This window comes from Bradyrhizobium sp. USDA 4474, from assembly GCF_054057515.1.
Genome location: NZ_JBSRZJ010000002.1, coordinates 215,390 through 237,597, shown reverse-complemented (window position 1 = coordinate 237,597; position 22,208 = coordinate 215,390). Strand labels below are relative to the sequence as shown.

Here is a 22,208-nt window from a genome sequence, read left to right as displayed (position 1 = left end):
CCAGCGGCAACCTTAATGGAGTGTAATCGGTCCCGTTGAGGTGGATGAGTGGCGTTGCCCTTCGGGAGTGTTCGATGCGTTTAGCGTTCTGGCGTGCCGGCAAGGACAAGGCCGTCATCGAGCGGGCGGTTTCGAAGGCCAAGGTCGAGGCCAAGCCCGAAACGAAGCCCAAGGTTGAAGCCAGGCCCGCGCCGATCGCCGCAAGAGAGGCGCCGGCCGAATCCGGTGACATCGATCTGCACGCGCTCGGCGGCGCACTTGCGCGCAAGCGCGGCTGGATCATCGTGCCGACGGTGCTGGCGCTGGTCGCATCCGTCGCCATCGTTAATCTCATCACGGCGCGCTACAAATCGGAAGCTCGCATCCTGATCGACGGTCGCGAGAATGTCTTCCTGCGCCCAAGCAGCGATCGCAGCACTGAGGAGCGGCAAGCGCTCGACCCCGAGGCTGTCACCAGCCAGGTGCAGCTCGTCCTGTCGCGCGATCTCGCGCGCGAGATCATCAAGAAGAACAAGCTTGCCGAGCGGCCGGAGTTCGATCCGGTTCTGCAAGGCGTCTCGCCGCTGAAATCGCTCGCCGCGCTGCTCGGCTTCGTCCGCGACCCGTTCTCGATGACGCCGGAAGAGCGCGTGTTGGACGCCTACTACGATCGCCTTCAGGCTTACGCCGTCGACAAGTCGCGCGTGATCGTGGTCGAATTCCAGTCGGCTGACCCGGATCTCGCTGCCCGCGTCGCCAACTCGATCGCGGACGGCTATCTCGTGCTCCAGCAGAACGCACGCCAGGACCAGGCCAAGAACGCCAGCCAGTGGCTCGCCGGCGAGATCGAGAATTTGCGCAAGAAGGTCTCCGATGCCGAGGCCAAGGTCGAGGATTTCCGTTCGAAATCGTCGCTGTTCGTCGGCACCAACAACACGACGCTGTCCAACCAGCAGATGGGCGAGGTCAACACCCAGCTCAACAATGCGCGTGCGCTGAAGGCGGATGCGGAGGCCAAAGCGCGGCTGATCAAGGAAATGCTCCAGAGCGGCAAGCCGATCGAGGCCTCCGAGGTGCTGAATTCGGAGGCGTTGCGCACGCCATCGCAGCAGCGCGTGGCGTTGCGAGCCCAATTGGCGGAACAATCGTCGACGTTGCTCGGCAACCATCCGCGCATCAAGGAATTGAAGGCGCAGCTCGCTGACCTCGACAACCAGATCCGCGACGAGGCTGCCAAGATAGCCCGTTCGCTCGAAAACGACGCGCGGGTCGCTGGCGGGCGCGTTCAGGAATTGTCGGCGAGCCTGGAACAGCTGAAGAAGCAGGCGACCTCGACCAACGGCCAGGATGTCCAGCTCCGCGCGCTCGAACGCGAGGCCAAGGCGCAGCGCGACCTGCTCGAATCGTATCTGGCCAAATACCGCGAGGCCAACACCCGCGAGACCATCGACACGGCGCCTAGCGATGGTCGCATCATCTCGCGTGCCATCGTCTCGAACACGCCGGCCTATCCGAAGAAGCTGCCGATCGTGCTGATCGCGACGCTGGCGACCCTTCTGCTTTCGTCGGGTCTCGTCGTCACCGGTGAACTCCTGCGCCAGACGGCGCCGCGCGCCGTCGTCACCCTGGCGTCCGCCGTGGGCCGTCGCGAGCCGGTAGTGGATCAAGTGGAGCTGGATCCGGCGCCGCTCCAGCCGGACATGACCGCCGATGCCGATCTCAACGAATTTGCCGAGATCGCGCAGCTGGCCGAGGGCCTGAGGGCTGCCGGCGTGAACGCGAAGAAGGTCACCGTGCTTGGTACCGCACCGGGCGACGCCATCACGCTGTCGGCGTTGACGCTCGCCCGGCATCTGGCTCGCGACGCGCGCGTCGTCGTGGTTGATCTTGCCGCCTCTTCGCCGATGATCGCGGCGATCTCCGTCGACGCCGCGGCCCCGGGGCTTGCCGAACTGATGCAGGGGCAGGCTTCGTTTGCCCAGATCATCACCCGCGACAAGCTCTCGCGGCTCCATCTGGTCATGGCCGGACGCCCCGGCTTCGATCATAGCCTGCTCCAGTCGCCCCGGGTCACGCTCGCAGTCGACGCATTGCTGCGCGCCTATGACTACGTATTGCTTGATGCCGGCGCCGCCTCCGAATTGCCGGCAGAACTCCTGACGACGAACGCCCGCGCCGTCGTGGTACCTGACGTCTCGATGGAGGCGGATGCACGCGCGCTGATGTGCGAGCAGCTCAAGGCCGTCGGGTTCAGCGACGTGAAGATGCTGGAGCGGCCGGTGCAGCCGTCGGATGCCGGTGAGACGCCGCGCGTGGTCGCGGCATAGGCCCGGGAGAAGGCTTGCAAGACAGGTATCCGCCGACGCGAATTTGCTACCCGAACGCTTGGCGCAGCCGGCGGGCCAGGTCGAACAGCATCTGGTTCTGTTTGACCAGGCGCTTGCCGTGGTTGAGTGAGGACATCGCCATCGCCGCGAGCTTGCCGCGCGAGGTCAAGGGCAAGAAGCTGTCGAAGATGTCCTCGTCGTCCTTGCAGAACATGCGCTTGTAGTCATCCGACCCGATGCCGAGGTCGAGCGAGTGGTAGCCGCGCTCGCCGTAACGGTCGATGATGTACCGCATCAGGATCAGCCCCGGGCTGTAGCGGCCGTGTTCCGACATCGTGTAGGTGTTGAACATCAGCGAGAAACGCTGGCCGTCGGCGACGCCGGCAAAGATCGCGATCACCTCGTCGTCGCATTCGAGAGCATGGATGTCGATGACGCGGCCTTCGCCGCGCGGCGCAAGGCAGGCGCTGCGGATGAATTGCTCGACGCCAGGCTCGGCGAACACGTTGGGCAGCTTCTGCTCCGCCATCCGCGCCGGCTTGACGCGGAAGAACCAGTCGAGCAGGCGAGTGACGTCGGCGTCCGCCGTAGCAAGATGATAGCGATAACCGGCGAGCACCTGGAGTTTCTTCTCCTTGCTCTTGAGCCGGCGGCGGAAGGAGTTGCTGATCCGCGACGCGGGCAGGCCGCCCGGCTCCATCACCAGCACCGGGCAGCCGTTGATGGCGCTCTGTTGGCTCAGGAGGACGAAAGGATTCTGTTGATCGTGCCAGCGTCTGGGCTGCTGCGTCAGGGCGAGAACGTCGACCCGGTCACGCAAGGCGGCGATCAGCGCGTTGAGATCGGCGGCGATCGCCTGTGCTGCGAACTCGGCGTTCCACAGACCCATGTTGAAGGTCGTGTGCTTGCCGCCCATGAAGCAGGCCGTGCGCACACCGTAGCCCCGGCGCAGCACGAGCGGAAGCAATGCGAGCGGCTTGTGCTCGGCGTCACGGGCGATCACGATGAAGGGACGGGCGCCCTCGCGTTCTCCGACCGATCGCTGCCATGAGCCCAGCAGATCGAAGCGCTGATAGGGCGTGAAGAGATGACCGGGCTCTTCGAACGCGCGCCAGACCAATTCAGCCTGGGCGAGATCTTGGACGATGTCGACATGCGCGATTCGGCTCGCTTTCGACCGCGCTGGCGATTCCGCCGTCCGGCTTTGCATCGCCGCAGCCATGGTCATTCGCGAAACCTGTCGAGAAAACGAAAAATACGTATTTCGGCCTGTGGCCGACCTTTGCAAATAAATGTCAACAAAGGGTAATGACAATAGCCCAGGGAACTGGCCGCCGGCGAACGCGAAGGTGGGGTTTTGGCATCAGACGACAGATGGCTGGAGCGGTTGCGGCTCGAACTGGCCTGGTTCAGCGGCCAGCCCTTGCTGCACAGCCGCGGCGCAGGCGCAATCCTGCGCTTCGAGCACGTGCGGCCGCGGCGGAGCGGCGCATTCCAGCCACGGCGCGAAAGCGAGATCACGCCGCAATTCCTCGATCGCGCCATTCGCGCGCTGAAGCGATGGAGTTACGATTTTCTCGGCATGGACGAGGTCTGCCGGCGCGCAGTGACGCTGCCGGAGAAACGGCGCTTCGTGGCGCTCACCTTCGACGGCGCGCCCAAGGACCTCATCAGCTTTGCCTATCCGGTGCTGACGCGCCACGCAGTGCCGTTCACGGTCTATGTTCCCACCGCCTTTCCTGACGGTGTCGGACAAGCGTGGTGGCTCGGGCTCGAGCGGGTGATCGCGCGCGAGAGCCGCATCAGCCTGATGATGGGCGACCAGGAGCAGCGCTTCACGGCCACCAGCAATGCCGAAAAGCAGGTGCTGTTTTCGCATCTCGAGAGCTGGCTGCGCTCGCTGCCGCCGGCCAATTTGTCGGACGCGATCGCAGATCTCTGCGCGCGCTACAGCATCGATCTCGCCGCGCTCTCGCGCGAGGCGTCGATGGATTGGGAGGATCTGGCCAGGTTAGCTGCCGATCCGTTGGTCACGATCGGCAGTGCGACCGTAAACTATCCCGTGCTGGCCAATATGAAAGACGCGGCTGCGCTGCGCGAGATGACGATGGGCAAGGCGGTGGCGGAAGCATCCTTCGGCCGCGAGATCCGGCATCTGGCGTTTCCGTACGGCGATCGCTCCTCGTTCCGGCGCAACCACGTCGTGATGGCGGAGGAGGCGGGCTTTGCCAGCGCGGTCTCGACCATCCCTGGCATCGTCGACGCGGAAGGGCGCACCAATCTGCGCGCGCTGCCGCGGATTTCCTGGGACGGACGGGTGCGCTCGCTGCGGGTCATGCGCGTTCTGGTCTCCGGCGTCGCCTTTGCGCCTGTGAAACCGACGGGCAGCGCTACGAGCCAGACTTGACGCGATCGGGCCGCTGCATCCAGCTCACGATCGGCATTGCCGGCAGCACCCAGCCCATCCCGACGACCACGTAATAGATCGCCTGACGCCAGCCGGACTCGGCAATCCACGGCATTTGTGCTGCCGCCATGCCGAGCAGGGCCCAGACCGTGGCCAGCACCAGGAGCAGGATGGCGCCGAGGAACTTGCGGGTGCGGATCGTCATGGCGGAAAAATGCGGCTTTCGCGTAACTTGCGCTGCGGGAGCGGGGGACTATAAGGGGCACGCAGTCCGGTTCAAGTCTCTTTGGTTCAAGGCTTGGTTTCACCCCTGAAATGACAATGGTTTCCGCCCCGACCCATCCGCATCGCGCCGTGCGCTGGTGGCTGATCTCGGTGGCCGCCTTGATCGCGCTGATGGTGCTGGTCGGCGGCGCGACGCGGCTGACGGAATCCGGCCTGTCGATCGTCGAGTGGAAGCCGGTCACCGGCAGTGTTCCACCACTGTCCGAGGCGCAGTGGACCGACGCCTTCGAGGCCTACAAGAAGATTCCCCAATATCGCGAACTCAATGCCGGCATGAGCCTGTCCGAGTTCAAGCAGATATTCTGGTGGGAATGGAGCCACCGATTGCTCGGCCGCTTCATCGGCGTCGCTTTTCTGCTGCCGTTCCTGTTCTTCCTGTGGCGCGGCGGTCTCTCCGGTGAGTTGAAGCGGCGGCTGTGGCTGCTGTTCGCGCTCGGCGGTCTCCAGGGGGCGGTCGGCTGGTGGATGGTGGCGTCTGGCCTCTCCGAACGGGTCGAGGTGTCGCAATATCGCCTGGCGACCCATCTGGTGCTGGCGCTGCTGATCTTTGCCGGCATCGTCTGGACCGTGCGGCGGCTTGCCGATCGGCCGCAGATTTCGGTCCCGGCGCGGTTGCGGTTCACGGGCGCGGTGCTGGTGATCGTGACCTTCATCCAGATCTATTTCGGCGCGCTGGTCGCGGGCTTGCGCGCAGGGCGCGCCTACAACACCTGGCCGCTGATCGACGGCGCGTTCATTCCATCGACGGAACGGCTGTGGTTCGAGACGCCGTGGTGGCGCAACATGTTCGACAATGTGCTGACGGTGCAGTTCGAGCACCGCATGACGGCCTACCTGCTGTTCACACTGGCGGCGCTGCACGCATTCGACGCGGTGCGTTCACGTGCGGGTTCAGCGGCAAGCGGCGCGCTCTGGTTGTTCGCAGCCGTCAGCGTGCAGGCGGTGCTCGGTATCCTCACGCTGCTCAATCAGGTGCCGATCGACATCGCGCTGTCGCACCAGGCCGTTGCGATCGTCGTGTTGACGTTGGCGGTGATGCAGGCGGAGCGGCTGGCGTCGCGGCAGAGCGCGCAAGAGCAGCCGCGTGCGGTTCCGCTCGGTCAGCCCGGCTGATCACCATCAGCCCGGCTGATCACCATCAGCCCGGCTGATCACCATCAGCCCGGCGATCAGCAATAGCCGTAGATGCCGCACGCGTAGGGCAGGCGCCAGAAATAATCGACCTGCTTCCCGCCGTAATACGAACCCTGATAGTCGTAGTCCCACGGGCGGCCGTAATAGCCCGGCAGCGTATGGGAGCCCGGCAACAGCGGCGTGCCTGGCAGATTGCGGATGTAGCTGCCGATGCCATAGGCCGGCGAGATCAGCGCATCCGGATCGGTCTCGACGTAGACCTTCGGCGGTTCCTGCGGCGCGGCGACGCGCCGCTTCGGATGGGCCGACAAGTCGGCGGCATCTGCAACTGAAACCGTCAGCATCACTGCCAGGGCAGGCACCGTCCAGCGCAGCATCGTCGGCTCCGAATCAAGGGGGCGATCCAAGGACGATGTATGGGGCAGGTGTGGTTAATGACTGTTAACGAGGCCGTCGTTCCGGGGCGGTTTTGAGCACCGCCCCGGAACGGGGCAGTCAAGCTCCGAGCGCCTGCTCCAGATCGGCGATCAGGTCTTCCTTGTCCTCGATGCCGATCGAGAGCCGGACCACGTCGGGGCCCGCTCCGGACTTGGTCTTGGCGGCGTCGTCGAGCTGGCTATGGGTGGTCGAGGCCGGGTGGATCACCAGGGAGCGGGTGTCGCCGACATTGGCCAGGTGCGAGAACAGCTGCAGTTTCGACACCAGGCTGACGCCGGCGTCGTAGCCGCCCTTCAGGCTGAAGGTGAACACGGCGCCCGCACCCTTCGGCGCGTATTTGCGCGCGAGCTGGTTGTACTTGTCGCTTGCCAAGCCCGCATAGTTCACCGAGGCCACCGCCGGATGGCCGGCGAGGAATTCGGCAACCGCCTTGGCGTTGTCGCAGTGCTTCTGCATCCGCAGCGGCAGCGTCTCGATGCCGGTGAGGATCATGAACGCGTTGAATGGCGACAGCGCGGGTCCGAGGTCGCGCAGGCCCAGCACGCGGCAGGCGATGGCGAACGCGAAATTGCCAAATGTCTCCTGCAGGCGGATGCCATGATATTCCGGTCGCGGCTCCGACAGCATCGGATATTTACCGCCGCTCGACCAATCGAACGTGCCGGCATCGACGATGATGCCGCCGAGCGAATTGCCGTGGCCGCCCAAGAACTTGGTCAGCGAGTGCACGACAATGTCGGCGCCGTGGTCGATCGGCCGGATCAGATAGGGCGAGGCCAGCGTGTTGTCGACGATCAGCGGCACGCCCGCTTTGCGTGCGACCGTCGAGATCGCCTCGATATCGGTGATGCTGCCGGCGGGATTGGCGATGGACTCGATGAAGATCGCTTTCGTGCGCGGCGTCACCGCGCGCTCGAAGCTTGCGATATCATCGGGATCGGCCCACACGACGTTCCAGCCAAAGCTCTTGAAGGCATGCGTGAACTGGTTGATCGAACCGCCATAAAGTTTTCGCGCGGCGATGAATTCGTCGCCGGGCTGGAGCAATTGCTGCAACACCACGACCTGCGCGGCATGGCCCGAGGCCACGGCAAGCGCGGCGGTACCGCCCTCGAGCGCAGCAACGCGCTCTTCCAGCACGGCATTCGTCGGGTTGCCGATGCGGGTATAGATGTTGCCGAACGCCTGCAGGCCGAACAGCGAGGCGGCGTGGTCGGCGTCGTTGAAGACGAACGACGTCGTTTGATAGATCGGAGTCGCGCGCGCACCGGTGGTCGGATCGGGCTGTGCACCGGCATGCACGGCGAGGGTCGAAAATCCCGGAAGGCGATCGCTCATTGAGGGCGTCCTGTTCTTGTGATCTGAAATCGCCCGGCATGCTGATCGGCGCCGCGCCCGGCGTCAAGCCGCGGCTTCACATTGCAACGATCGTGCTACGCATTGACGCGTTCGCAAAACGAATCCTTCGCGATTGCGTCAGCTTTGCTCGCTCTTGTTTTTGGCCGCGCGATCCGAAGCCGCAGTGTCGCCGCCGCCGACACTCATTCGATTTAGGGACAGGCGCATGCCTTGCGTCGGCGCTGGTGCGCGCTTGGAGCTCAGCGTGCGCGAATTGACGCCCATCCAGGAAATCTCCGACGACAGCCGGCCATATTCGATCTTTGGGCAGCGATTCATCACGACCTTGATGCCCGCGGCCTCGGCCTTTTCCGCCGCCGCATCGTCACGTGCGCCAAGCTGCATCCAGATCACCTTGGGCAGCGGATCGAGCGTGAGGGCTTCTTCGACAACCGGCATGATGTGGCTGGAATTGCGGAAGATATCGATCATGTCGACGGGACGGCCGATGTCGCGCAGCGTGGCGACGAACGGCTTGCCGAGCAGATCCTTGCCGACATGGCCGGGGTTGACGGGAATCATGTCGTAGCCGCGCTGCGCCAGATACTTGAATGCGAAATAGCTCGGTCGCACGTTGACCGGTGAGGCGCCGACCATCGCGATCGACTTCACGCTGTTGAGGATGCTGCGGATGTAGTTGTCGGGATAGGAGTCGTGGTTCATCACTCGTCTTTTCTTCTCGTCACTCATCCCGCCATGTCGGCGTGCGCTTCTCGATGAAAGCGCCGATGCCTTCTTCGGCGTCGCGGGCCATCATGTTCTCGGTCATCACCGCTGCCGCATAGCGATAGGCATCCGCAAGGCTCATCTCGGCCTGGCGGTAGAACGCTTCCTTGCCAAGCTTGATGGTGTAGGCGGATTTCAGCGCGACCTGCTGCGCCAGCGCAATCGCCGCGTCGCGCTCGGTGCCCGCAGCGACGACGCGATTGACGAGGCCGATCTCGCGCGCGCGCGCGGCCGGGACCGCCTCGCCCGTCAGCAGCATCTCCATCGCCTGCTTGCGCGGCACGTTGCGCGACAATGCCACCATCGGCGTCGAGCAGAACAGGCCGATGTCGACGCCGGGCGTGGCAAAGCTTGCGGTTTCGGAGGCGATCGCGAGATCGCAGCTGGCCACGAGCTGGCAGCCGGCCGCGGTCGCGATGCCCTGGACGGAGGCGACCACCGGCTTGGACAGATGCACGATGGCCTGCATCATCGCGCTGCAGGCGTTCATGGTTTCCGCGAAAAAGGCGCGGCCGCGATCGGGATCGGCTCGGCGCGCGGTCAGCTCCTTGATGTCGTGACCGGCTGAGAAGGCGGGGCCGTTGGCCGCAAGCACGACGCCGCGGACGGCCCTGTCGTCGCGGATCGCATCGAGCTCGGCATGCAGGCTGGCGATCATCGCGGTCGACAGGCAGTTGCGCGCGGCCGGCCGGTTGAGGGTCAGCACTGCGATGGAGCCGACCATGTCGCGCAGCAGAATTGGCTGATGCGGCGAGGGGGCGCGGGCGGCCTGGGCTGACATTGCGGCGTTTCCGGTTGGATTATTACAGTGAGATGATGCAGATAACCTAATGCAGCAGGCGACGCGAAGCGAGGGTGGGGAACAGCATGGCGGCAGCGAAAATGAGCGTGGCGGAGGTCGAGCGGTTTCTCCGTGACGAGTTTCCCCAGGCCTTCGGCGGCGACGACATCACGATCGAGAGCGCCGACGGCCAGACCTGTCTTTTGCGCCAGCGCTTCAGCGAACGGATGCTGCGGCCGGGTGGAACCGTGTCCGGCCCCACGCTGATGGCGTTGGCCGATTTCGCCATGTACGTGGTGCTCCTGTCAGCCATCGGCCCGATCGGGCTCGCGGTGACCACCAATCTCAACATCAATTTCCTGCGCAAGGGTCAGCCCGGGCAGGACGTGCTGGCGGAGGCGCGGCTGCTCAAGCTCGGCAAGCGTCTCGCGGTCGGGGAGGTCAACCTGCTGTCCGGCACGTCGCCCGATCCGATCGCCCACGTCACCTCGACCTATTCCATTCCAAATGTTTGATCTTTTCGTAGGTAATATCGCACCATATTTTTAAGTTATTGAAATGGTTAAAGTAATTCCGGCTGTTGGGCGTTGACCGTCGCGCGTCTCTGCTCTAGAAACCAGCCCAGTCCGGTGCGGTGTTCGCGCCGATGCTCCCCGTCCACGGAAACTCTGACATGAAAACCTTTTCGGCAAAGCCGGCTGAGGTGACGAAGAAGTGGGTGCTGATCGACGCCAAGGGTCTGGTCGTCGGCCGCCTCGCCACCATCGTTGCCATGCGCCTGCGCGGCAAACACCTCCCGACCTACACCCCTCACGTTGATTGTGGTGACAACGTCATCATCATCAATGCGCAGCATGCGGTCCTCACCGGTCGCAAGCGCGAGCAGAAGACCTACTACAAGCACACCGGCTATGTCGGTCACGTCAAGGAGCGCACCGCGCGCCAGATCCTTGAAGGGAAGCATCCCGAGCGCGTGCTCGAGAAGGCCGTCGAGCGCATGATCCCGCGTGGTCCGCTCGGCCGCGTCCAGATGGGCAACCTTCGTGTTTACGGCGGTGCCGATCATCCGCACGAGGCCCAGACGCCCGAGAAGATCGATATCGCCAAGTTGAACCGCAAGAACACGAGGGCCGCATAATCATGGCCGAATCCATTCAGTCGCTCGATCAGCTCTCGCAGCTCAAGACCGCCGCGGCGCCCGACGCGCCCAAGCACGAGAAGAAGGTCGACAAGTTCAACCGCGCCTACGCCACCGGCAAGCGCAAGGACGCGGTCGCCCGCGTTTGGATCAAGCCCGGCGCCGGCAAGGTCACCGTCAATTCGCGCGAGGTCGAGGTCTATTTTGCTCGTCCCGTGCTGCGCATGATGATCGAGCAGCCGTTCTCCGTGGCCGCGCGTTCCGGCCAGTATGATGTGATCTGCACCGTCGCGGGCGGCGGTCTGTCCGGTCAGGCGGGTGCCGTGCGCCATGGCATCTCCAAGGCTCTCACCTATTTCGAGCCCGAGCTGCGCAGCGTGCTCAAGAAGGGCGGCTTCCTCACCCGCGACCCCCGCGTGGTCGAGCGCAAGAAGTACGGCAAGGCCAAGGCCCGCCGGTCCTTCCAGTTCTCGAAGCGTTAATCGCTTCGGTCACATTCGCCGCGAAAGCGGCTTCAATGAGATGCAAAAAGGCGCTGATTTCAGCGCCTTTTTTGTTGTTCGTTTGTACGCAAATTGATGACGTGTTTCCCGAAAACTTGGCCTCGCGTGAAAACCTGAATGGAACTCGCGGGACATAGCGTCGCATCTGGAAGGGCGCGCAAATCGGATTTGCCGATCGCGTAACTGCTATGTTCAACAGGGGGCCGACATGATGTCGCTCGATAGCATCACGCTGTATTTGGTCGCCACGATGATCGCCGCGTTGCTCGGCGCCATGATGGTGTTTTTCGGCAGACAAGAGAACAGCCCCGCGCTGAAATGGTGGGGCACCGCCTATCTGCTCGGCGCGGCCTCGGTGGCGCTGTGGACGGCGGCCGGCGACAAGCTCGGCCCGCATCTCTATCTCGCGCTGAACGCCGTCGGCTTCGTCGCCTGCGGCATGGTTTGGAATGCGGCGCGCGTCTTCCACGGCCGCAAGCCGAACTGGCCGGGTCTCGTGCTCGGCGCGCTTGCCTGGGTCGCGGCCGTGACGTTGCTCGATCCCGCCGCATCGATGCTGCGCATGTCGATCGGTGCCGGCATCGTCTCGGTCTATGCGGCGCTGACCGCGAGCGAGCTCTGGGTCGAACGGCGCAAGAGCCTGCAACGGCGCTGGCCGGCTTTCGTCGTGCCGGTGATGCATGGCTGCGTGCTGATGCTGCCGATCCTGCTCGGCGGCTTGCTGCGCCCGAACGACGCGGGTTTCTCCGGCAGCATCTGGGTCACCGTGTTCGCGGTCGAGCTCGTGCTCTATGCCGTCGGCACCGTGTTCGTGATCTTCATGCTGGTGTCCGAGCGCACCGTCACCGCGCACCGCACCGCCGCGTCGACCGATCCGCTGACCGGCATGCTCAACCGTCGCGGCTTCTCGGAAGCCTGTGGGCGCATGATCGAGCGCGAGGCCAAGGGCGGCCGCCCGGTGACGGTGATGATCTTCGACATCGACCATTTCAAGTCGATCAATGACCGCTTCGGCCATCCCGCCGGCGACGAGATGCTGAAACTGTTCTCCGCCGTGGTCGTCAACAATCTGCGCATCTCGGACCTGTCGGGCCGCATCGGCGGCGAGGAATTCGCCGCGCTGCTGCCTTGCGCGCTGGAGGAGGGCGTCCTGGTCGCCGAGCGTGTGCGCGAGGCGTTCGAGACGTCGGGCATCGTGGTCGACGAGCGCGCGGTCGATACGACCGTCAGCATTGGTGTCGCGGGCGGTCCCGCCGGGACCGAGCTCGAGGTGCTGTTGGCTTCGGCCGACACCGCGCTCTACCAGGCCAAGCGCGGCGGCCGTAACCGCGTCGAGGCGGCTGAGGAGCTGCCGCTGTCGCTGGAAAACTGGCGCCGCCAGAGCGCGGCGCGGACCAGTGTCCCAAAGATGCAGCCGGCGACGGCCTGACGTGGTTAAGGCGTGCGGGTAATCCTCCGTTTACCATTCGGTTCCTACCATTGCGGTCATGGAATCGATCCGTCGACAGAACCCGCAAGCTGCCCTGATGTCGCTCGAAGCCGCCGCAAGCTCGGCACGCGGCGGCTTTGCCTGTCTGTTCTCGACCGCGGACGAATACGAGAGCGCCTTGATCGCCGAACGGCGCGCCCAAGGGCGCTACGCGCAGACCCGCGGCTATTGGCCGATCGGGCTGTTTCTTGGTTGTGTGCTCGTCGTTGCCGGAACCGTGCTGCTGTTTGCCTGAGGAGCGACGTATTTTCGGTGGGGCAGGGCGCCATTTCGGCGCCTTTTTCTTTGGTCGCGGGTGCGTTAGACACCAGTCACCAAACAACGGGGTGGAAACCAATGATCACCGAGATCGCGCAAATCGACGTCAAGCCGGGCAGCGAGAAGGATTTTGAGGCCGCTGTCGCCAAGGCCAAGGCCGCCTTTGGCCGCTCCAAGGGTTTTCACGGTTTCGAACTGCACAAGTCGATCGAGAAGCCGCAGCGCTACCGGCTGATGGTGAAGTGGGCGACGCTGGAGAACCACACTGTCGACTTCCGCGGCTCCGAGAATTTCACCGAATGGCGCGGCCTCGTCGGCCAGTATTTCGCTTCACCTCCGGAGGTCGAGCACACCGAGACCGTGCTGACGACCTGAGGCGCTTCATTTTGGCAGCATTATCTTTTCCGACAACCGCTGCACACTTTTCCGGATCGTGCTCTACGCCGCCTCCGCAAGGGGCGGCGCCTCATACGTCTTGAAATGGTCGATCACGACCTTGGCGATGGCCACCAGTGGCAGCGCCAGCGCGAGGCCCCAGATTCCAAAGACGACGCCGAGCAGGATCTGGAACGCGAACAGCGTGGCCGGCGGGATGTCCAGCGCCTGGCGCTGGAGGATCGGGGTCAGCACGTAGCTCTCCATCGCGTGCACGCCGAGGAACAGGATCGACGCCGATAACGCGGGGATCCAACCCGAGGCGAGGCTCGCCAGCACCACCACGACGCCCGCGATGATGGCGCCGACGGTCGGGACGAAGGCGAGCAGGCCGGCCTGAATCCCCAGGATGAACGAGCCGGGGATGCCGATGAGGGCAAGCCCGATCCAGGTCACCGCGCCGACTGCGAGCATCACGATGATCTGCGCGATCAGCCAGCGCTCCAGCGTCTCGCCGATGTGGTCGATGATCAGGGTCGCGCGCATGCGGTGCCTGGCCGGGGCGAGAAACAGCAGGCCATCGTGATAGACGCCGGGCTGCGCGGCGAAGGCCAGGCCCAGAAACAGCACGATGAAGATGTTTCCAACACCGTGGATGGTGCCGAGCAGCAGCTTGAAAGTCTGGCTCACGATCGCTCCTCCGCTGGAGGCCAGCGCGCCGGCGCCGGATAACGGGCCGCGCGAGGGCGCTGCCGGCGAAGGGGGCGAGTCCGGCGTACTGGCCGCGGTGTCGGATGCACCGTTGCCGAACTCGAAGAAGCTGGTGTCGATGCCGTGATTGTCCAGGAAGGATTTCGCATTGCCGATCTGCGACTTGATGGTGTTGCTCAGCAGCGATGACTGCTCGGCGATGGTTGCACCGCCGAGATAGGCCACACCGGACAGCATGGCGGCCAGCGCGACGCAGACGATCGCGAGCCGCACGGCATGCGGCAGCCGGACACGGCGGCCGAGCGCGTTGGTGAGTGCGTTGAGCCCGACGCCGAGCAGCATGCCGGCGAAAATCAGCAGCAGGGTGGCGGCAAAGTACCAAGTGAAGAGCAGCGCCGCCGTGAACAGCACCACGGCGATGCCGCCGACGGCAATGGCCCAGGCGAGATCAGAGCGGGTTCTGGCCTGTTCATCTCTGGAGGCGGTCACGTCGTGTCCTCTGCGAAGCGCGCGGGAAGCACTCTTTCGCGAAATCTGAGCCGTGATCAAGCCTGGCCGTGCACCCCGGCTTGGACAGTCCGCGAGGGCCAAAACTCAACGCCGCGGGCCGTGGGGGGCCGGGAGAGGGGGCATTTGCGCGAAAATAGCATTGCCGTCCCGCGATCCGCTCTGTTGAATTTGTTCCATGCGGGGGGCATGTTTGGAGAATCTTCTTCGGCGGGGAGGTCGGAACGGGAGATGAGAAAGCCGGTCGTCGGCGTGATCGGGAACGCCCATCGCGTCGAAAATCGATTTCAGGTGCAAATGGTCGGCGAACGCAATTTGCGCGCCGTGGCCGAGGTCTCCGGCGGCTTGCCGGTGATGTTCGCGGGCTCCCCTGACATCACCGATATCGGCGCACTGCTCGATACCGTCGACGGCATCGTTCTGACCGGCGCCCGCGCCAACGTCCATCCGACCCGCTTCAACATGGACCCCTGCGAGAAGCACGAGCCCTACGACATTCACCGCGACGAGGTCGCGCTGGCGCTCTCGGTCGCCTGCGTCTCGCGTGGTATCCCGCTGTTCGGCATCTGCCGGGGCCTGCAGGAGATGAACGTCGCCTTCGGCGGCTCGCTGCATCCCGAGATCCGCGAGATTCCCGGCCGCATGAACCACCGCATGCCCCGACTCGAGAATGGCGAGATCCATCCCGATCCGACCGTGGTGTTCGCCGACCGTCACGACGTCGACCTGACGCCGGGCGGCGCCTTCGCAAAGCTGCTCGGTTGCGAGAAGATCCGGGTCAATTCGCTGCACGGGCAGGGCATCCTGGATCCCGGCAAGCGCGTGTTGATCGAAGGCGTCGCCGAGGACGGCACCATCGAAGCCATCCGCATCGCGGAAGCCTCGAGCTTCGCGCTCGGCGTGCAATGGCACGCCGAATACGATCCCCAGCGCAATCCAATCAATCGCAAGCTGTTCGAGGCCTTCGGCGAAGCGATGGTGGCGAAGCAGAGGGCTGCGGCGTAGGCCGAGCGTTCGGCGAGAACCCTCTGGCCGCGCTTCGCTGCGCTCGCAATATCTCGGGCGGCATAAACCAATCGGCAAGAATTGGTGCGCGCTGACTTTTGCGATTCCGATTCGTTCTCTGAGAACGAAGTGGAGTCAGACGCAGAACGAAAATCGACGGCGCCTAATCGCGGTGCGACGGCATTGCTGATGGCGCGCGACCGATACGCTTCGATTCCATCCATTGCGTTGCACAATCGCAATGGTGGCCGCGCTGCATTGAGCTTCCTGAACCGACCACCATATGTGTGGCAAGGGAGCCCTTGCCGTGTGGATCATGAAGGCGGCCCTCATCGCGGCGATCGACATCGTCGCTCTTGCTCTCTGCCTCCTGCCCAGTGCGGCGGAGGAGAACGGCCGTCTTGCACTCACCGTCACGATCGACGGAGCCATCGGACCGGCGTCGGCGAGCTACGTGAGGGAGGCCTTGGCCATTGCAGCCGTGCGGCACGCCGAGGTCGTGATTCTGGAAATGAACACGCCCGGCGGTCTCAACTCGAGCATGCGCGAGATCATCGCAGACGTGCTTGGCTCGTCCGTTCCTGTCATCGGGTACGTCGCGCCCTCGGGCGCTCATGCGGCGAGCGCGGGGACCTATATTCTTTACGCAACCCATATCGCGGCGATGTCCCCCGGTACCAACATCGGGGCCGCGACGCCGGTGCAGATTGGCGGTTCGCTGCCGGGCCTGCCGAGCGGCACACCCGACAAGGACGGCAAGGACAAGACGGCTGAGCCGAAAGACGCGATGACGGCAAAGGTGACGAACGATGCCGTCGCCTTCATCCGCAGCCTGGCCGAGTTGCGCAATGGCAACGCCGACTGGGCCGAGCAGGCCGTCCGCGAAGCCGCCACGCTCTCGGCCAATGGCGCCTTGCAGGAAAAGGTCATCGATCTCGTCGCGCGCGATCCGGCCGAATTGCTCAGGCAGATCGATGGTCGCGTGGTCGAGGTCGCCGGCGGCAAGACGCTGCGGCTTGCAACGAACGACGTCGCCATCCAAGCCGTCGATCCGGGATGGATCTCCCGATTTCTGGCGGTCATCACCGATCCCAATGTCGCCTTCATTCTCCTGATGGTCGGCATCTACGGCCTGATCTTCGAGTTCGTGTCGCCCGGTGCGGTTGCACCCGGCGTGATCGGGACGATCTGCCTGTTGCTCGGCCTCTATGCCCTCAACCTCCTGCCGATCAATTACGCCGGCCTCGGCTTGATGCTGGTCGGGATCGCGTTGCTGGCCGTCGAGGCGTTCAATCCGACCGTGGTGATCGGACTTGGCGGTGTCGTCGCCTTCGTGCTGGGAGCGCTCATGCTGGTCCGGGTCGAGGCGCCTGGCTACCGGCTGTCATGGTCGGTCATTGCCGTCGTCGCGGCGATGTTCACCGGCTTTGTTCTGGTCGTGCTCGGCGCGCTTCGGCGCGCCCGCAACGCCCCGGCACGGGTCGGAGCGCAGGCCATGCGCGGCCTGACCGCCGAGGTCCTCGACTGGAATGAGACCGAGGGCCACGTCTTTACGCATGGCGAACGCTGGCAGGCGCGTGGCGCCGGCGCCTTCAGGCCCGGCGAGCGGGTCGAGGTCGCCAACATCGTCGATTTGACGCTGGTGGTCCGGCGTCCCGGCCCAGCCAGCGGCAAGGGAGGTGAACTCCGATGATTGAGTATTCGATCTATGCGGTGCTTGCGTTGCTCGTCGTCATGTTTCTCACCCAGGCCATTCGCATCCTCAGGGAATACGAGCGCGGCGTCATCTTCACGCTCGGCCGCTTCACCGGGGTGAAGGGGCCTGGCCTCGTCATCCTCATTCCGATCGCGCAGCAACTCGTCAAGGTCGATCTCAGGGTGATGGTGCAGGTTGTGCCGCCCCAGGACGTGATTTCGCGCGACAACGTCTCGGTCAAGGTCAATGCCGTTCTCTACTTCCGCATCGTCGATCCGGAACGCGCCATCATCAAGGTCGGCGACTACATGGCCGCGACCAGCCAGCTCGCCCAGACCACGCTGCGCTCGGTGCTCGGCAAGCACGATCTCGACGAGATGCTGGCCGAACGCGACAAGCTGAACGCCGACATCCAGGAGATTCTCGACAAGCAGACCGACGTCTGGGGGATCAAGGTCACGGGCATCGAGATCAAGGATGTCGACATCAACGAAACCATGGTGCGCGCGATCGCGAAGCAGGCGGAGGCGGAGCGGTTGCGGCGTGCCAAGGTCATCAACGCCATGGGCGAGCAGCAGGCAGCCGAAAAGCTGGTCGAGGCGGGCCGGATCCTCGCGCAGGAGCCGCAGGCGATGCAGCTGCGTTACTTCGCGGCTCTGCACGACATCGCGGGCGAGCGGTCCTCGACCGTGGTATTTCCGCTCCCGACGGGCCTGCTCGATCATTTGATTTCGCGGCGGGAGCAACAATAGTCGCAGGGTCTTGCCGGCTAAAACGAAAAGGCGCCCCTCGCGGAGCGCCTTTTGCCTGTTGCGAAAGTTCGAGCCCCTCAGCCCGAATAGTACATGTCGAACTCGACCGGGTGCGGGGTCATTTCGAAGCGGGCGACTTCGGTCATCTTCAGCTCGATGTAAGCATCGATGAAGTCATCATCGAACACGCCGCCGGCCTTGAGGAAGCCGCGGTCCTTGTCGAGATTTTCGAGCGCCTCGCGCAAGCTACCGCAGACGGTCGGGATCTGCTTCAGCTCTTCCTTCGGCAGATCGTAGAGGTCCTTGTCCATCGCCGGACCCGGATCGATCTTGTTCTTGATGCCGTCGAGGCCCGCCATCAGCATCGCGGCGAAGCCGAGATAGGGATTGGCGAGCGGATCGGGGAAGCGCACCTCGACGCGCTTGGCCTTCGGCGAAGCGGTGTAGGGGATGCGGCAGGAGGCCGAGCGGTTGCGCGCGGAGTAGGCGAGCAGCACGGGGGCCTCATAGCCCGGGACCAGACGCTTGTAGGAGTTGGTCGAGGGGTTGGTGAAGGCGTTGATCGCCTTGGCGTGCTTGATGATGCCGCCGATGTAATGGAGGCAGGTCTCCGAAAGGTCGGCGTACTTGTTGCCGGCGAACACCGGCTTGCCGTCCTTCCAGATCGACTGGTGCACATGCATGCCCGAGCCGTTGTCCCCGTAGACGGGCTTCGGCATGAAGGTGGCGGTCTTGCCGTAGATGTGCGCGACCTGATGGATGCAGTATTTGTAGATCTGCATGTGGTCGGCCATCAGCGTCAGCGTGTCGAACTTCATGCCGAGCTCGTGCTGGGCGGAAGCAACCTCGTGGTGATGCTTCTCGACCTTGACGCCCATCTTGGCCATGGCGCCGAGCATCTCGGAGCGCATGTCCTGCACCGAGTCCTGCGGCGGGACGGGGAAGTAGCCGCCCTTGGTGCGGATACGGTGGCCGAGATTGCCGCCTTCATATTCGGTGTCGGAGTTGGTCGGCAGCTCGGAGGAATCGACGCGGAATCCGGTGTTGTAGGGGCCGGAGGAGAAACGGACGTCGTCGAACACGAAGAACTCGGCTTCGGGGCCGACGAACACGCTGTCGCCTACGCCCATCGACTTCACCATGGCCTCGGCCTTTTTGGCGATGCCGCGAGGGTCGCGGTTGTAAGGTTCGCCGGTGGTCGGCTCGAGCACGTCGCAGGTGATGACCATGGTGGTTTCGGCAAAGAACGGATCGATCGTCGCGGTCACCGGATCGGGCATCAGGCACATGTCGGACTCGTTGATCGCCTTCCAGCCGGCGATCGAGGAGCCGTCGAACATGGTTCCTTCGGCGAAAATGTCCTCGTCGACCATGCTGACGTCGAACGTCACGTGCTGCCACTTGCCGCGCGGATCGGTGAAGCGCAGGTCGACGTACTTAACGTCGTTGTCCTTGATCGATTTCAGGACGTCTTTGGCGGTCTTCATGCATACCCCTTTTGGCTCTGCGGGTCGGTTTCCAGATGAGCAGATTCGTTCTCGCTTTCGGCGAGTTGGCGCAACCGCACAAACGAAATCAGGCCGCCGAAGCAGCCTTTTTTCTTTCAGAGTGTCGCAAAATTCGGGATAGCACCCGGCTCAGATAGCGTCCAGCCCGGATTCGCCGGTTCGGATGCGGATCGCCTCTTCGATGTTGGAGACGAAAATCTTGCCGTCGCCGATGCGCCCCGTTTGCGCGGCGCGGCGGATCGCGTCGATCGCACGCTCGACCAAATCGTCGCCGATCACGATCTCGATCTTCACCTTGGGCAGGAAGTCGACGATGTATTCTGCGCCGCGGTACAGCTCGGCGTGGCCCTTCTGACGGCCAAATCCCTTGGCCTCGGTCACGGTGATGCCCTGAAGGCCGACTTCCTGAAGCGCTTCCTTCACCTCGTCGAGCTTGAACGGCTTGATGATGGCTTCGATTTTCTTCACTGCGCGCCTCCCGGCCTTTCGATCAAATAGCAACGTCTTCGTCAGGATGCGCTTTTCTTAACGCACGACCTTGTCTTCGCTATGCCGGGGCCTGACCAGCCCGGCAACACCGGCCGGCCACACCCAGGAGATGTCAGTGAGCACGACGAACCGAAGCGACTTCCTCGAAAGCAGGGTCTATGCCAAGTTGCAAATGCCCTGATTATTGGAGCGTTATCAGCCTTTTAACGAGCATCTCTGATAGGTGGAGCCGGTCGACTCAAAATACCTGAGACTACGAAATAGGCAAACGGTTCAATATCTGTGCAAGCAGGTGTTCCGGAGGCCAGAATCGGCACGGAGCGTGCCTGTTGAAAAGGCGTTTGGACCAGGGAAGTGGCATGGAAGTTCTAACCAACGCCGAGATGCAGCGGGCTGACCAACTCAGCATCGCCGCCGGCACGCCCGGCTTCAAGCTGATGCTCAGCGCCGGCCAGGCGGTCGCGGAAGCTGCCAACGCGCTGGTCGAGGAGGGGCCGATCCTGATCGTCGCCGGCCCCGGCAACAATGGCGGGGACGGTTTTGTCGCAGCCGCCGAGCTCGCCGCGCAAGGCCGTGAGGTCTCGGTCATCCTGATGTGCGAGCGCGACCAGCTCCAGGGCGATGCGGCCTCGGCCGCGCGTGGCTGGAAACATCCGGTGCTGCCGTTCAATCCGCAGGCGATCGGACGACCGGCGCTGATCATCGATGCGCTGTTCGGCGCGGGCCTCAGCCGTTCGGTCCACGACGAGGCGCGCGCGATGATCGAGGCGATCAATGCCAATGGCGCGCCGGTGTTGGCCGTCGATCTGCCGAGCGGCATCAACGGCACGAGCGCGGCCGTGCTGGGCGCTGCCGTGAACGCCACCGAGACGGTCACCTTCTTCCGCAAGAAGCCCGCGCATCTCTTGCTGCCGGGCCGCATGCATTGCGGCCGCGTGCGCGTCGCCGACATCGGCATCGACGCGCAGGTGCTGGACGAGATTGCGCCGAAGACATTTGAGAACGATCCGGACTTCTGGGGCGCCGCCTTTCCGGTGCCGCGCATCGACGGCCACAAATACGCCCGCGGCCATGTGCTGGCCCTCTCGGGCGATGCAGCCGCAACCGGCGCTGCGCGATTGGCCGCCCGGGCCGCCTTGCGCGCCGGTGCGGGTCTCGTGACACTTGCGAGCCCGCGCGATGCGCTGGCCATCAATGCGAGCGCGCTCACGGCAGTAATGGTGCGTCCCGTCGACACCGTGGTCGAGTTCGGCGAGCTACTCGACGACGTTCGCTACAACACCTGCGTGATCGGCCCCGGTACCGGGGTCGGTGAGCGCACGTCCGATATGGTTCACACCGCAATCACGGCGCAGCGTAACGTCGTGCTCGATGCCGATGCGCTGACGAGCTTTGCGGCCAATCCCGAGCGGCTGTTTGAATCGATCAAGTCGTCGTCAGGGGGCCAGGTGGTGCTGACGCCGCATGAGGGCGAGTTTCCGCGTCTGTTCTCCGATCTCAGCAACAAGACTCCGGGCCGCTCGAAGCTCGAGCGCGTGCGGGCCGCCGCCGAGCGCTCCGGTGCAATCGTGCTTTTGAAGGGCCCTGACACGACCATCGCCGCGCCCGACGGGCGCGCCACCATCGCTGCCAATGCGCCGCCCTGGCTCGCCACCGCCGGTGCCGGCGACGTGCTCGCCGGCATCATCGCAGGCCTCCTGGCGCAGGGCGTGCCGGCGTTCGAGGCCGCCAGCATCGGCGTCTGGATGCATGGCGAGGCGGCAAGCGAAGCAGGGCCGGGCCTGATCGCCGAAGATCTGACCGAGACGCTGCCGGCCGTGCACCGGCGGATCTATGGCGGCCTCGGCATCGAGTACTGATGCTGCGGCCGCTCGCGCTCACCGAGATGGGCGCGGCGGCGCAAGTCCATCGGCTCGCGTTCGACCAGGCGATGCCCTGGCTCGTCGGGCTGCACACGCCCGACGAGGATCGCTGGTTCTACCGCGAGCGCGTCTTTCCGACCTGCCGCGTCTGGGGACGTTTCGACGGCGATGAGCTCTGCGGGATCATGGCTTTTCGCGACGGATGGATCGAACAGCTCTACGTGCTTCCGGCTGCACACGGCCGCGGTATCGGCACCGAGCTCCTCGAGATAGCCAAAAGTGCCAGCGAGCGGCTCGAGCTCTGGAGCTTCCAGCGCAACGAGCCTGCGCGGCGCTTCTACGAGGCGCGCGGGTTCACGCTGGCCGAGCAGACAGACGGATCGCGGAACGAGGAGAAGGAGCCCGACGCGCGGTACGTTTGGGTGCGAACGAGCCTTTAG

The 22,208-nt window shown here is 64.2% G+C and carries 23 protein-coding genes; 14 read left to right on the top strand and 9 right to left on the bottom strand.

The window, feature by feature from the left end:
- The first annotated feature begins 74 nt into the window (after window positions 1-74).
- A complete protein-coding gene (locus tag ACVW16_RS02775; protein ID WP_456703866.1) occupies window positions 75-2,306 on the top strand; it encodes a GumC family protein in 2,232 nt (743 codons plus the stop codon).
- Between the two features lie 46 nt (window positions 2,307-2,352).
- Here ACVW16_RS02775 and ACVW16_RS02770 read toward each other — a convergent pair whose 3' ends face one another.
- A complete protein-coding gene (locus ACVW16_RS02770; RefSeq protein ID WP_456735324.1) occupies window positions 2,353-3,534 on the bottom strand; it encodes a GNAT family N-acetyltransferase in 1,182 nt (393 codons plus the stop codon).
- A 129-nt stretch (window positions 3,535-3,663) separates the two neighbouring features.
- Here ACVW16_RS02770 and ACVW16_RS02765 point away from each other — a divergent pair, with 129 nt between their 5' ends.
- Complete coding sequence (locus ACVW16_RS02765; RefSeq protein WP_456738607.1) at window positions 3,664-4,713, top strand: polysaccharide deacetylase family protein; 1,050 nt, start codon at window positions 3,664-3,666, stop codon at window positions 4,711-4,713.
- Here the strand turns inward: ACVW16_RS02765 and ACVW16_RS02760 are convergent.
- Window positions 4,697-4,918, bottom strand: a complete 222-nt coding sequence (locus tag ACVW16_RS02760; protein ID WP_018320088.1) for a DUF2842 domain-containing protein — start codon at window positions 4,916-4,918, stop codon at window positions 4,697-4,699. The two genes, ACVW16_RS02765 and ACVW16_RS02760, sit on opposite strands and share 17 nt — an antisense overlap.
- Window positions 4,919-5,028: 110 nt before the next feature.
- On the opposite strand from ACVW16_RS02760, the gene ACVW16_RS02755 reads away from it, so the two are divergent.
- Entirely contained in the window at window positions 5,029-6,111 is a 1,083-nt protein-coding gene (locus tag ACVW16_RS02755) for a COX15/CtaA family protein (protein WP_456703863.1), read from the top strand.
- A gap of 56 nt (window positions 6,112-6,167) precedes the next feature.
- Here the strand turns inward: ACVW16_RS02755 and ACVW16_RS02750 are convergent, their stop codons facing one another.
- From ACVW16_RS02750 to ACVW16_RS02735, 4 genes are all read right to left on the bottom strand, one after another.
- Complete coding sequence (locus tag ACVW16_RS02750; protein WP_456703862.1) at window positions 6,168-6,509, bottom strand: hypothetical protein; 342 nt, start codon at window positions 6,507-6,509, stop codon at window positions 6,168-6,170.
- Between the two features lie 118 nt (window positions 6,510-6,627).
- Entirely contained in the window at window positions 6,628-7,908 is a 1,281-nt protein-coding gene (locus ACVW16_RS02745) for an O-acetylhomoserine aminocarboxypropyltransferase (protein ID WP_456703861.1), read from the bottom strand.
- Between the two features lie 138 nt (window positions 7,909-8,046).
- Window positions 8,047-8,631 carry a CoA-binding protein gene (locus ACVW16_RS02740; RefSeq protein WP_456703860.1) on the bottom strand — a complete coding sequence of 195 codons (585 nt, stop codon included), beginning with the start codon at window positions 8,629-8,631 and terminating at the stop codon, window positions 8,047-8,049.
- 19 nt (window positions 8,632-8,650) lie between these two features.
- On the bottom strand, window positions 8,651-9,475 hold the full coding sequence (locus tag ACVW16_RS02735) for an enoyl-CoA hydratase (RefSeq protein ID WP_456703859.1): 825 nt from the start codon (window positions 9,473-9,475) through the stop codon (window positions 8,651-8,653).
- A gap of 86 nt (window positions 9,476-9,561) precedes the next feature.
- Here ACVW16_RS02735 and ACVW16_RS02730 point away from each other — a divergent pair, with 86 nt between their 5' ends.
- From ACVW16_RS02730 to ACVW16_RS02705, 6 genes are all read left to right on the top strand, one after another.
- On the top strand, window positions 9,562-9,990 hold the full coding sequence (locus ACVW16_RS02730; protein ID WP_456703858.1) for a PaaI family thioesterase: 429 nt from the start codon (window positions 9,562-9,564) through the stop codon (window positions 9,988-9,990).
- Between the two features lie 158 nt (window positions 9,991-10,148).
- Complete coding sequence (rplM, locus tag ACVW16_RS02725; protein ID WP_008137961.1) at window positions 10,149-10,613, top strand: 50S ribosomal protein L13; 465 nt, start codon at window positions 10,149-10,151, stop codon at window positions 10,611-10,613.
- Window positions 10,614-10,615: 2 nt separating this feature from the next.
- Window positions 10,616-11,095 (top strand): 30S ribosomal protein S9, encoded by a 480-nt coding sequence (gene rpsI, locus ACVW16_RS02720; RefSeq protein WP_456735322.1) that lies wholly within the window; start codon window positions 10,616-10,618, stop codon window positions 11,093-11,095.
- A 229-nt stretch (window positions 11,096-11,324) separates the two neighbouring features.
- Complete coding sequence (locus ACVW16_RS02715) at window positions 11,325-12,545, top strand: diguanylate cyclase (RefSeq protein WP_456703857.1); 1,221 nt, start codon at window positions 11,325-11,327, stop codon at window positions 12,543-12,545.
- A 58-nt stretch (window positions 12,546-12,603) separates the two neighbouring features.
- Window positions 12,604-12,840 (top strand): hypothetical protein, encoded by a 237-nt coding sequence (locus tag ACVW16_RS02710; protein WP_456703856.1) that lies wholly within the window; start codon window positions 12,604-12,606, stop codon window positions 12,838-12,840.
- A gap of 101 nt (window positions 12,841-12,941) precedes the next feature.
- A complete protein-coding gene (locus ACVW16_RS02705; RefSeq protein WP_035673823.1) occupies window positions 12,942-13,238 on the top strand; it encodes an antibiotic biosynthesis monooxygenase family protein in 297 nt (98 codons plus the stop codon).
- 63 nt (window positions 13,239-13,301) lie between these two features.
- Here the strand turns inward: ACVW16_RS02705 and ACVW16_RS02700 are convergent, their stop codons facing one another.
- Window positions 13,302-14,438: an AI-2E family transporter gene (locus ACVW16_RS02700; protein WP_456738605.1), complete on the bottom strand. Its 1,137-nt coding sequence runs from the start codon at window positions 14,436-14,438 to the stop codon at window positions 13,302-13,304.
- A 249-nt stretch (window positions 14,439-14,687) separates the two neighbouring features.
- Here ACVW16_RS02700 and ACVW16_RS02695 point away from each other — a divergent pair, with 249 nt between their 5' ends.
- The 3 genes from ACVW16_RS02695 to ACVW16_RS02685 all read left to right on the top strand — a co-directional run bounded on the left by ACVW16_RS02695 (window position 14,688) and on the right by ACVW16_RS02685 (window position 17,909).
- On the top strand, window positions 14,688-15,461 hold the full coding sequence (locus ACVW16_RS02695) for a gamma-glutamyl-gamma-aminobutyrate hydrolase family protein (protein ID WP_456703854.1): 774 nt from the start codon (window positions 14,688-14,690) through the stop codon (window positions 15,459-15,461).
- Between the two features lie 316 nt (window positions 15,462-15,777).
- A complete protein-coding gene (locus ACVW16_RS02690; protein ID WP_456739066.1) occupies window positions 15,778-17,154 on the top strand; it encodes an NfeD family protein in 1,377 nt (458 codons plus the stop codon).
- Window positions 17,151-17,909 carry a slipin family protein gene (locus ACVW16_RS02685; protein WP_456703853.1) on the top strand — a complete coding sequence of 253 codons (759 nt, stop codon included), beginning with the start codon at window positions 17,151-17,153 and terminating at the stop codon, window positions 17,907-17,909. Before ACVW16_RS02690 ends, ACVW16_RS02685 begins: the two co-directional genes overlap by 4 nt.
- Before the next feature lie 77 nt (window positions 17,910-17,986).
- Here ACVW16_RS02685 and glnA read toward each other — a convergent pair whose 3' ends face one another.
- A complete protein-coding gene (gene glnA / locus ACVW16_RS02680; RefSeq protein WP_456738603.1) occupies window positions 17,987-19,396 on the bottom strand; it encodes a type I glutamate--ammonia ligase in 1,410 nt (469 codons plus the stop codon).
- 150 nt (window positions 19,397-19,546) lie between these two features.
- The gene (locus tag ACVW16_RS02675) at window positions 19,547-19,885 is read right to left on the bottom strand and encodes a P-II family nitrogen regulator (protein ID WP_007603495.1); all 339 of its coding nucleotides are present in this window, start codon (window positions 19,883-19,885) and stop codon (window positions 19,547-19,549) included.
- A gap of 380 nt (window positions 19,886-20,265) precedes the next feature.
- Here ACVW16_RS02675 and ACVW16_RS02670 point away from each other — a divergent pair, with 380 nt between their 5' ends.
- Window positions 20,266-21,765 carry an NAD(P)H-hydrate dehydratase gene (locus ACVW16_RS02670; protein WP_456735321.1) on the top strand — a complete coding sequence of 500 codons (1,500 nt, stop codon included), beginning with the start codon at window positions 20,266-20,268 and terminating at the stop codon, window positions 21,763-21,765.
- Window positions 21,765-22,208: a GNAT family N-acetyltransferase gene (locus ACVW16_RS02665; RefSeq protein WP_456735320.1), complete on the top strand. Its 444-nt coding sequence runs from the start codon at window positions 21,765-21,767 to the stop codon at window positions 22,206-22,208. Before ACVW16_RS02670 ends, ACVW16_RS02665 begins: the two co-directional genes overlap by 1 nt.